Origin of the sequence: Brachyspira sp. G79 (assembly GCF_002379365.1) — a bacterium.
In the GTDB taxonomy this organism is placed as follows: domain Bacteria; phylum Spirochaetota; class Brachyspiria; order Brachyspirales; family Brachyspiraceae; genus Brachyspira.
Genome location: NZ_JQIU01000008.1, coordinates 1,566,508 through 1,578,096, shown reverse-complemented (window position 1 = coordinate 1,578,096; position 11,589 = coordinate 1,566,508). Strand labels below are relative to the sequence as shown.

General features: G+C 27.6%; 11 protein-coding genes. 8 read left to right on the top strand and 3 right to left on the bottom strand.

Annotated features, from left to right (window positions below):
• The first annotated feature begins 173 nt into the window (after positions 1–173).
• Complete coding sequence (locus KQ44_RS08380) at positions 174–569, top strand: rhodanese-like domain-containing protein (RefSeq protein WP_096737024.1); 396 nt, start codon at positions 174–176, stop codon at positions 567–569.
• A gap of 70 nt (positions 570–639) precedes the next feature.
• Here KQ44_RS08380 and KQ44_RS08375 read toward each other — a convergent pair whose 3' ends face one another.
• A complete protein-coding gene (locus KQ44_RS08375) occupies positions 640–1,005 on the bottom strand; it encodes an STAS domain-containing protein (RefSeq protein ID WP_096737023.1) in 366 nt (121 codons plus the stop codon).
• A gap of 22 nt (positions 1,006–1,027) precedes the next feature.
• Positions 1,028–1,273, bottom strand: a complete 246-nt coding sequence (locus tag KQ44_RS08370) for a DUF3467 domain-containing protein (protein WP_096737022.1) — start codon at positions 1,271–1,273, stop codon at positions 1,028–1,030.
• A gap of 316 nt (positions 1,274–1,589) precedes the next feature.
• Here KQ44_RS08370 and KQ44_RS08365 point away from each other — a divergent pair, with 316 nt between their 5' ends.
• The 7 genes from KQ44_RS08365 (at position 1,590) to KQ44_RS08335 (ending at position 10,613) form a co-directional block, all read left to right on the top strand.
• On the top strand, positions 1,590–2,324 hold the full coding sequence (locus tag KQ44_RS08365) for an outer membrane lipoprotein carrier protein LolA (protein ID WP_096737021.1): 735 nt from the start codon (positions 1,590–1,592) through the stop codon (positions 2,322–2,324).
• Between the two features lie 25 nt (positions 2,325–2,349).
• The gene (locus KQ44_RS08360; protein ID WP_096737020.1) at positions 2,350–3,675 is read left to right on the top strand and encodes a helix-turn-helix domain-containing protein; all 1,326 of its coding nucleotides are present in this window, start codon (positions 2,350–2,352) and stop codon (positions 3,673–3,675) included.
• Between the two features lie 145 nt (positions 3,676–3,820).
• On the top strand, positions 3,821–5,143 hold the full coding sequence (gene rimO / locus KQ44_RS08355) for a 30S ribosomal protein S12 methylthiotransferase RimO (protein ID WP_096737019.1): 1,323 nt from the start codon (positions 3,821–3,823) through the stop codon (positions 5,141–5,143).
• A 17-nt stretch (positions 5,144–5,160) separates the two neighbouring features.
• Positions 5,161–6,972 (top strand): ATP-dependent Clp protease ATP-binding subunit ClpX, encoded by a 1,812-nt coding sequence (gene clpX, locus KQ44_RS08350; RefSeq protein WP_096737018.1) that lies wholly within the window; start codon positions 5,161–5,163, stop codon positions 6,970–6,972.
• Between the two features lie 79 nt (positions 6,973–7,051).
• Positions 7,052–7,624, top strand: coding sequence for an RNA polymerase sigma factor (locus KQ44_RS08345; protein WP_013113388.1), 573 nt, complete (start codon positions 7,052–7,054; stop codon positions 7,622–7,624).
• On the top strand, positions 7,621–7,950 hold the full coding sequence (locus tag KQ44_RS08340) for a hypothetical protein (protein ID WP_096737017.1): 330 nt from the start codon (positions 7,621–7,623) through the stop codon (positions 7,948–7,950). The genes KQ44_RS08345 and KQ44_RS08340 overlap by 4 nt, the downstream gene beginning before the upstream one ends.
• Before the next feature lie 176 nt (positions 7,951–8,126).
• Positions 8,127–10,613: an ATP-dependent Clp protease ATP-binding subunit gene (locus KQ44_RS08335; protein WP_096737016.1), complete on the top strand. Its 2,487-nt coding sequence runs from the start codon at positions 8,127–8,129 to the stop codon at positions 10,611–10,613.
• A gap of 62 nt (positions 10,614–10,675) precedes the next feature.
• On the opposite strand, the gene KQ44_RS08330 is transcribed toward KQ44_RS08335, so the two are convergent.
• A complete protein-coding gene (locus KQ44_RS08330) occupies positions 10,676–11,254 on the bottom strand; it encodes a DNA/RNA non-specific endonuclease (RefSeq protein WP_096737015.1) in 579 nt (192 codons plus the stop codon).
• Positions 11,255–11,589 lie beyond the last annotated feature (335 nt).

Below are 11,589 nucleotides of genomic sequence, written 5' to 3'. Positions count from 1 at the left end.
ATCTAAAATTTCCCGTATAAATGTTTTACTATATAAAACAGAAAAGTAAAGAAAATATAAAATTAAAATTATTTATTATTAAAAGAGTTTGACAAAATATATAAATATAATATTATTAATACTATTAATTAACATAATATTTTTAAAAATAATTATAAAAGGATATATAAGATATGAGAAAATATTTATTATGTTTTGCCTTGATTTTAGGATTTTTATTAATGGTATCATCATGCTCTAAAAACGGTTATGATAATATTAATATAAAAAAGGCATTGGATTTAATGAGTAAATCTACAAATTTGGTTCTCTTAGATGTAAGAACTCCAGAAGAGTATATGTCTGGAAGTGCTCCTAATTCTATTAATATTGATGTTTTAAATACTGATTTTACAAGTAAAATAAATCTTTTAGATAAAAATAAAGAGTATATAGTGTATTGCAGAAGCGGAAACAGGTCTACTATAGCCTCATCTATAATGTTTACAAATGGTTTTTTGCATGTTTATAATTTGGCTAATATTAATTACACAGATTTTGTAGATGCTATATTAACTAATCGGAATTAATTTTTATTATTAAAAAATAAAGCAAGGAATTTTTTCCTTGCTTTTTGTTTATTTTATTATTTTATTTTTATTATGCAGTAATTTCTTCTATATCTTCTATAGCATTGTGAATATTATCAAATATCTTTATTTTTTTATGAGCTTCTAATGATTTTACAGACCATTTTGCATATTCATTTAATCCAGTAAGTATCATTTTTCCTCCTCTAAACTCAAGTACCTTCTGAGTTTCAAGCATTAAGTATATAGCATTTGATATAATATATTTTATACTGTTTCTGAAATATATTATAATATTTTTGCTTCCATTTTCTAAAAGTCTATTTAATGTATTATAAAGTTCATTGTACATCTTTTTATTAATATCTTTTTCTATTATAAGAATAATATTTTTATTATTTTTAATGCAGTATTCTTTTATATAATTATTTTTCATAAACTTTAATAATCTCCTTTAACTATAATAAATTTCCGCCTTTTTTGAACATATCAACTTTTTCTTTTAAAGTATCATATAGTCTCAAAAAACTAGGCAGAGATAAGTATACAGCAGCTTCTACATCCACAACACCTTCTTTACGCATTTCATTTCCAAGAAGAAGTACTATCTCTTCATCATTCTGTATGATTGCACTTCTATTACTGTATATGCTTTTATATTTTGACATATTATATTTAGTATTATCTATTTTTTTCATTTTCATAGTTAGCCTCCTAAATGTATATAATTTATTATGTATATAATGTGATTTGTTTTTAAATATACTTTATATTTAAAATAAGTCATTAATTTTAAGTAATATATAGTTCCTATAATTGATAAAAAATATATATATAGATAAAAAAATTGAATTTCATACTCGTTTTTTATCAAAAATGAGTATGAAATTTTTTGTGATTTATTAAAAATAATGATCCCAAATAAAAAATAAAATACTTGTTTTTTATGCTTTTTTATTATATCATATAACATTAGTATAAATTACATCTATTTCATTTAAGGACAAATAAAAAATATCTATGAAAAAAATAATACTTTTTATTATATTATCTCTATCATTATCCTCAATAGCATATACTCAAATAATGACTCCTGAGAGAGTTGTCAGCATGATATCCAATAGATTCTCAAAAATAAACGGATTTTCTGCTAATTTTGTAGAACGTAACGGAGAAAAATTATCATACGGCAGACTAATAACCAAAAATCCTAATTTATTTAAAATGGAGTATACAAGCGGAGCCAATGGACAGTCAATATACTGCAATGGTGAGACTTTATGGATAATTTTCCCTAGAAATAATGTTGTAGCAGAGCAGAAACTAAATTATGGTGATTCTGGGGCTATTTATACAGCAGAAGGTATATTAAGACTGACAAGTAAATTTAATATAGATTTTTATAATGAACGTGAATTAGTATCTATTAATAGTTTTAAAGACTCTGAACTTGGCATTGCAAAATATAATAGTGCCTCTTATGCAGGTAATGATAATAGAAGAGCCTATCATATGCTTTTGACTTCTAAACAGGCTAGTGTAGACAGAACAGGCTTTACAAAAATACATTTATGGGTAGATGATACTGGCATGATTATAAGAATATTAGGAATAACTACAACTAATGTTCCTGTAGAGTATTTATTTACAAGCATAAGATACAATCCCAAATATGAGGACGGAAACAAGGATTTTGAACCAGTAATAGAAGAAAATATGCAAGTATTAAAAGATGGTTTAGTACCAAATAATTAATTAAGGATTTATTAGGGAAATTTATATGGAAACTATTGGTCAAATATTAAAGAATGCTAGAGAGAAAAAAGGGCTTACAATAGAAGAATTAGAGGCTTCTACTCATATAGTTGCCAGATTCATAAAAGCATTGGAAAATGAAGAATTTGATGTATTACCTGGTGAAATATATGTAAAAGGATTTATAAAGAATCTAAGCGACAAATTATCATTAGATGCCAATATGGTTTTGGAAAGATATAATTTACAAAAAAATGGTATAAAATCAGAACAAGATCTATTGAAAAATACCAAAACTACTAAAAATACAAAGAAAACAAAAGAAAATACTGAACAGGATAACAGTAAAGAAAAAGAAAATCAAACACCTTCAAAAGAAAGTCTAAAAGATGCTATAAATACAGAAAAAAATGAAGAGAAGACCATAAAAGAAACAAATAAAAAAAATAAAAATATAAATTCTAACAATGCCGAAGCAGATTTACTTTTTATGGCTAAAAGAGATTTGTATAAATTAAGAAATAAAAATAGATCTGTAATTCCTACAGTAATTATCATACTTGCTGTAATTGTAGTTCTTACTGTTATAATTGTAAATAGAAATAATATATTGGGTTTTTTTACCTCTAATAAAAAACAAAACAGAAATGAGACAGAGATATCTAAAAATATAGTTGACAGCAAAGCAAGACAGAGTGTTAAAGTAGGAGATGTTATATATTTTAAGCCTCTTGGCATATCAGCTACTATAAGATTTAATACTATAGGCAATGTTGTTCATATTAATGTAAATGGTCAGGATTTATCATTTTCTAAGAGCAATCCTATAATATTGGATTTAAATGGTAATGGTATAAATGATTTTAAGATAAGCGTTATAGAAGTTTATGATAATTCTGCTACAGTTGAAATGGAAAGGCTTGAAGAAAATCAGATGGTTAATACAGGCTATAACACAGAAATAGATCAGACAGAATTAAACAGTACCAACTATAATAATACTGTTTCTACTAATCTTCTTGTTATAAACGGCGAAACTTATATAGAGCAGGATACAGAAAAAGTTGATATCCGAATAGAGATAACAGCCAAGCATTTTGTATATGTAAGATACTTTATAGATTCCAACAGACCTGCTACAACAAACCTTTTAAGCGGAAAGACATTATATTTAGAAGCTAAAGATGTTGTTATGCTTACTATAGGTAATGCTGGAGAGGTGGTAGTTAAAGTTAATGGAAAAATTATTAATGTAGGCAGTGCTGGAGAGACTGTTAATAAGACTATAAAATGGATTAAGAATCTTAATGATTCTACTAGATATAATCTTATTATGTCAGATACTAAATAAGGTTTTTATTGAAAAAAAATTATAAGAAATTATTAAATTGTTATAGTTTTTTTATAAATATATTGTAACTTTATTAAGTTAAGTAAATTTATTTATAAGTAATGTTTATCAATATGATACAAAGTTTAATATAAAGGATAATTAATTGAAGAATATATATTTACATAGTTTGGGCTGCGAGAAAAATACAGTTGACGGAGAGCATATATTAGCTATATTACAGAAAAATGGATTTAATGTTACAAACAATCCAGAAGAAGCTGATGTTATAGTTATAAATACTTGTGCTTTTATAGAGGATTCAAAAAAAGAATCTATTGATGCTATATTTGACCATTCTATGTACAAAAAATATGGAAAATGTAAAAGACTTATAGTATCGGGTTGTATGAGTGAAAGATATAAAAATAATTTTCTTGATATGTTTAAAGAGGTTGATGCTGCTATAGGTATACATGATTTGGAAAAGATATTGGAAGCTGTAAATAAAGATGGTTTTCATGACGGAGAAGATAATACGGAATATAAAGAGTATGGAGATAGATTAAATACTGGCTCTAAATACAGTGTTTATATAAGAATAAGTGATGGGTGTCATGCTAATTGTAGTTTTTGTGCTATACCTAATATTAGGGGAGGGCATAGAAGCAGAAAGATTGAAGATATAGTTAAAGAAGCGGAGAATTATGCTAAAAATGGTGCTAAGGAGATTAATTTAATAGCACAGGAGACTACATATTACGGATATGATATTTATAAAAAGTTAGCTTTGCCAGATTTACTTAAAGAACTTTCAAAAATTGAAGGTATTGAATGGATAAGAGTACTATATCAAAATCCTGTTGTATTAAATAATGATATAGTAAAAGCATTCTTTACTATAGATAAAGTCGTTCCTTATTTTGATATACCTTTGCAGCATGTTGACGAAGAAATACTTAAAGATATGAACAGAGGAAAAAGAGCATATAAATTTTATAGAAATATGATTAATAGAATAAGAAGCTATGATGAAAATGCTGTAATAAGAACCTCTTTAATAGTAGGCTTTCCTGGCGAAACTAAAGAGAGTTTTAAGAAGTTAATAAAGTTTGTGAGAAGTGCCAAAATAGATAGGGTAGGGGTATTTACATATTCTGAAGAAGAAAATACTAAAGCATTGTCTATAGATAAACCTAAAATAAGCAGAAACAAAAAGATGATGCTTAGAGAGAGACTTATGAGGGCTGCTATAGAGGTTTCTGAAGAGAGACTTGAAAGATTTATAGGAAAGACTATAGATGTATTAATAGAAGAGAAAGAAGATGATAATAAGTTTATAGGCAGAAGTAAATATGATGCCCCAGAGGTTGACGGCTGTGTTGAAGTTTATAATGAAAATAATTATGATATAAATATAGGTGATATAGTTAAAGTTAATATCACTCATCATACAGAATATGATTTAATAGGTGATTTGGTTAAATAGTTTTAGGAGGATTATTTATGAAGAAGAAAGCTGAAGAAACTAAAGAAAATCAGGAAAAATACAAAGACAGAGAAGATGCTTTCAGGGCATATTTTGAAATAATTACTAAGATAGTTTATACATTAAATTTGATATCTGACAGAAATGATATGACTAGAAGATTATCCAGCAATATTGACAGGGCTTTAGGATATGAAGATGAAATGGTTACTAATAATGAAAAAGCTGTCAATAATGCTAATGAGGTAGATTTGCTAGTTAATTCATTAAAGGGTGATGTAAGAAAAATATCTAGCTTTAAAAAATATAATTTTAATATAGAAAAATTTATATCTGACAGAGAACTTAATTTAGACGAGAGATTTATATTGTATTCGGTTTTAGTATATACAATTTATGGGGATTCTATGTCTGCTATATCTATCAGACGTATACTAGAACTTATTACTTTAAATTCGGATATATATATAAATAAATATCATTATTTTGACCCTAAAGGTAAATTAATGTCAAGCGGCATATTTACCTTATCTCATGAACCATATCCAAGCGGCGGTATATTAGAGATATCAAATACTCTTATAACATTTATTAACTCTAAAATTATCTTTGCTTTTTTGGAGAAAGAGAATTATAGCATTATAGAAGGAGTTATAAACAGCGAAGAAGTTATAAGAAAATATACATTAGAAAATAAAGCAGGCGGTAAGAAAAAATCATCAGATATACTTACCCCCAAAGAAATAGTAGCAGAACTAGATAAAACAGTTATAGGTCAGGACGAGGCTAAAAAAGCATTGGCAGTACATGCATATTTGCATTGCCTTAGAATAAGCGGAAATAAAGAAATACCTTTCAGGTCTAATATACTTATGATAGGCCCTACAGGTGTTGGAAAAACTTATTTGGTAAAGACATTAGCCGATATTTTAGGTCTTCCTTTTGCCCGTGCTGATGTTACTACACTTACAGAAACAGGCTATGTAGGAGATGATGTAGAGGTTGTTTTGTACAATCTATATAGAAAGGCTAATGGGGATTTGGAGCATGCTCAGCATGGTATAGTATTTTTAGATGAGGTTGATAAGATAGCAAAAGCGGATGCACATCAATCTACCACAGGCAATCCTTCAGATAAAGCTGTTCAGGAGGCTTTACTTTCTATGATGAATGGAGAGGATATAAGGGTTCCAGAGTTCGGCGACAGACGTATGATGCATTCAAGCGACGGCATACTTATGAATACTAAAAATATATTATTCATATTCGGCGGTGCTTTTGTAGGGCTTGATGATATTATAAAAATGCGTTTGAAAGGAGAAAATAGCTTAGGTTTCGGTTCTAATGCGGTTATTAATAAACTTCAAAAGGATAGAATATTAAGCCAAGTTGATGTTAAAGATATAGAAAAATATGGTATGATACCAGAGTTTATAGGAAGAATACCTATAATTGTAACTTTAAATGAGCTTACTAAGGAAAATTTAAAAGATATCTTGACAAAAACTTCAGAATCTCCTATCATAAAATATACAGAATTTTTTAGAAGTATAGGTAAAAAACTTACTGTAACTTCAGAAGCCATAAATTTTATAGTTGATAAGGCTTCTAGTATGAATATGGGGGCAAGATCATTAAAAAGTATAGTAGAAACAGCAATGGTTAATATACTTTTTAATTTGGACGGCATAAAAGGAAACACTCTAACACTTACTAAATATGATATAGAGTGTGCATTTAATGAGAAAGAGTCAGTAAACTCAGGAAATGATAAAAAGAAACAAGACGGTTCTAATAAGAATTTTGTTAAAGAAAGTTATATGGCCTGATTTTACTTAAATGTTATTGTATTTGTTATAAATAATGTGTATATATTATTTTAAGAACAGATAATTGGAGTTTGCAGAGATGATAGAAACTAAAGAAAAAGAATTATTAAAAGATTATGAACTTATAGAGGCACATAAAAAAGGCGACAGCGAAGCATTAGATTTATTGCTAACTAGATATAAAAATTATATATTTAATTTGTCATATCGTTTCATGCATAATTATGAAGATGCTATGGATTTAACACAAGATGTACTTATACGTGTTTACAAAGCTATAGACAGATATGAAGAACGTAATTATTTCAAAGGCTGGCTATACCGTATAATAAGCAATACTGCTATAAACATGTATTCTAAGGCTTATAGAAGAGAGTCGCCTTATTTAGAGAAATTAGAGGTAGTAGATGATAAGAGGTATAATACCGAAAAAGAATATGAGAGAATATACCTTCAAGAGAAAATATATAATGCCTCTAGAAAATTGAAGGGAAAACAGAGAGATGTCTTTATATTGAGATATTATGAGAATTACTCATATAAAGAAATAGCGGATATTTTAAATATATCAAGCGATTCTGCTAAGAGTAACTATTCTTATGCTCTTAAAAAAATGAAATCGCTATTAGAAAAAGAAAGGACTCTTTTATGAAATTACATGAGATGATGCAATTTAAAAGCAAAATTGAAAGAAGAAAACATTATTTCGATTTGCCTAGTTTGCCTGATAGAGAATGGCAGTATATGCTTCAAAGAGCTAAGATGGAAAGTTCTAAAAAAAATGAATTTAATCCTTTTTATGCCTTTATGTGTTCTGCTAGACTTTCTTTTGCTCTGTCATCAGCAATAGTTTTAGCATTGGTATTATCATTACTATATTCTAATCCTCAAGATAATACTAACACTAGGACAAATACTGCATCAACTGCTAGAACTAATATAAATGTTGTTAATGTATCTAATAGCAGTTTTATTTAAAATACAAATTGTTATTAATACTTTTATATCTTAGCATCATTATATATTAAATCTATGATTTTATCAGGCTTTAATTAATAATAGTATTTTTATTATAGCCGATAATAATAGCTATTAAACTAAAAATTATAAAAGATAATTATATTTATATATAATGTTATATATAGGATTTTAATATGTTCCAATTTCATTTAACAAGTAAAGCAAAAAAAGTTATAGAACTATATGCTCAGGAAGAGGCTAAAAGATTAAATCATGATATGGTTACTCCAGAACATATTCTTTTAGGGCTTCTTCATGAATCAGAGGCTTTAGCTACACGTGTTTTACTTAGATTGAAAATTGATTTAGATAGATTAAAACTTGAGCTTGAATCTGCTATGGTTAAGTCTTCATCTACAAAAGTATTTGGTACTTTGCCTACTGCTCCTAGGGTGCAAAAACTTATAAGCAGGTCGGCAGAAGAGGCAAGAGCTTTAAGTCATAACTATATAGGTACAGAACATTTACTTCTTGGGCTTTTAAGAGAAGAGGGAGGTACTGCTTATAATGTACTTACAAGTATGGGACTTGAACTTACTATATTAAGACAGGAAATATTAAAAATGCTTGGTGTGGCTGGAAGTAATATATCTTCTTCAGAGCAGACTCATCAAGATGAAACAGTAAAAAAAGTAAAAACTCCTACACTAGATCAGTTTGCTCGTGATTTAACTAAACTTGCTCGTGATAAGGCTTTGGATAAAGTTATAGGAAGAGAAAATGAAGTTATGAGAGTAGTACAAATACTTTCAAGAAGAAAAAAGAATAATCCTATACTTTTAGGTGAGCCTGGTGTAGGTAAGACAGCTATAGTTGAAGGTTTAGCAGAGAAAATAGTATCTGCTGATGTACCTGATATACTTCTAAAAAAACGTGTATTAACTCTAGATTTATCTTCAGTTGTTGCAGGTACTAAATATAGAGGTGAGTTTGAAGAGAGAATAAAAAATATAGTTCTAGAAATTAAAAAAGCTAATAATATAATAATATTTATAGATGAACTTCATACATTAATTGGTGCTGGAGGAGCTGAAGGAGCTTTAGATGCTGCTAATATGTTAAAACCTGCACTTTCACGAGGGGAAATACAATGTATAGGGGCTACTACAATCAATGAATATAAAAAATATATAGAAAAAGACGGTGCTTTGGTTAGAAGATTTCAGCCTATTAATGTTGAAGAGCCTAGTATAGAAGACACTATAGAAATATTAAACGGAATAAAATCAAAATATGAGGAACATCATAAAGTAAAATATACTGATGAAGCCATTACAGCAGCTGCAGTTTTAAGTAAAAGATATATTTTTGAAAGACATTTACCTGATAAAGCTATAGATTTGATAGATGAAGCTGGTTCAAGAGCAAGGCTTATGAATATGACAAGACCTCAGGAGTTTAAAGATTTAGAAAAGAAAATAGAAGAGCTTAATCAAGAGAAAAAGAATGTTGTTGATAATCAGAACTTTGAAGAGGCTGCAAAAATAAGAGATGAAATTACTGCTTTGCAGGAAGAGCTTGCTAAAAAAGAAGAAAAATGGCGTGAAGAAAGAGAAAAAATTGAAACTTATATAGAAGAAGATGATATAAGACATGTAATATCAGAAATAACTAATATACCTATAAAAAGACTTTTAAACTCAGAAAGCAAGAGACTTATAGATATGGAAGAAGAACTTCATCAGAAAGTTGTAGGTCAAAAGGAGGCAATAGCTTCTATATCTAGAGCCATAAGAAGAAGCAGGGCAGGGCTTAAAACTTCTAAAAGACCGCTTGGAAGTTTTATTTTTTTGGGACCTACTGGTGTTGGAAAAACTGCTTTAGCTAAAGTTCTTTCAGAGTTTATGTTTGGTGATAGTGATGCACTTATAAGAATAGATATGAGTGAGTTTATGGAAAAATTCGCTGTAAGCAGACTTATAGGAGCTCCTCCGGGATATGTTGGTTATGAAGAAGGCGGCGGACTTACTGAAAAAGTAAGAAGAAAACCTTATTCACTTATACTTTTTGATGAAATAGAAAAAGCTCACCCTGATGTTACCAATATACTTTTACAGGTGCTTGAAGAAGGGCAGCTTACTGACAATTTTGGAAGAAAGGTTGATTTTTCTAATACTATAATTATAATAACAAGTAATTTAGGTGCCAGAGATATAGTTAAAGGCAGTTCTTTAGGATTTAATGCTGTTGGAAGCGAAAAAGATACTAATGATATCAAAAATTTTGCTTTGGAAGAATTAAAACAAAACTTTAATCCAGAGTTTTTAAACAGAATAGATGATATTATTGTGTTCCATACCCTCACTAAAGATGATCTTAAAGATATCATTAATATAATGCTTAAAGAATTGAACGAAGCTATTAAAGAAAGAAATATAGTAATCAATTTGAGTGAAGAAGCCAAAAGCTATATTATAGATAAAGGCTTTGATAAGAAGTATGGTGCTAGAAGTTTAAGAAGAGCTATACAAAAAGAGATAGAAGATTATGTGAGTACAGAAATATTGTTTGGTAATATAGAAGAGGGTGATATTATTAATGTTGATGCTAATGATGGCTCTTTGGTATTTTCTTATACTAAGTCAGTTAAGACTGAGGATAAGGAATTATCTAAAAGTTAGTTAACATACTCCTATAAATATTTAAGACGCTTCAAAATTGTTTTATAATTTTGGGGCGTTTTTTAATTGTTTGTTTCTGCTATATTCGTAAATATTTTTATTACTTTATAATTAGTATTGTATTTCTCTACTGTATAATTAATCTTTATTATATTAGGACGCATATTAGTATATATATATTCTATATTTATTATTATATCTTTTATTTCATTACCTTCATTTAAATTATCTCTCCATTCCATCTCTGTTTTTCTCATTTCACCTATATTTAAACTTTTGTTTATTGGTATTAAATTATCAATATTAGGTGATCCTCCAAATTGTCTGCCTATAATATGTCCCCCATGATCGCAGCCTTTTATACCGTAAAGCTCTACTATTTTTTTTTGGGCATAATTATTCCTTTTGGCATTAGAGAGTATAAGGCTATTCTTTCTTGTAACTTTATATATTCTTGATAGGGTATCAGTATTATATTCTGTGCCGTCAATATTGTATTTTATATTAGGTTTTAAATATTCTACTCTGTCTATTTTTACAAAATGAGATCTATCATCATTACCTTTTATATTGTATACCATACTAGTTTTGCATGAAAGCAAAAAAAATATAGACATTAAATAAAAAATATATTTTTTCATAATTATATAATTTGTTATCGATTAGTTTAATTAAGATATTATAATTAATATTTTTCTGTATACAACATTTTAAAAGATGACTTTTGTATTTTTTTAAGTATAAATTCATCTTATATTTGGTATTATTTGGATATATACTATTTTTGACTTATTGAAAAAATAATTATTTTGTCAGCTTTTTTGTATTGTTAAATTTAGTTATTTTCTACTATAACAAACTTCATTGGTTTTTGGTATTTTATTAACTTTATTAAGTTAATATTACTAGTCATAATAAAAATATATGATATATTATGAAATAATTAAAATACTTTTAAAACAAGCCTGATATATAA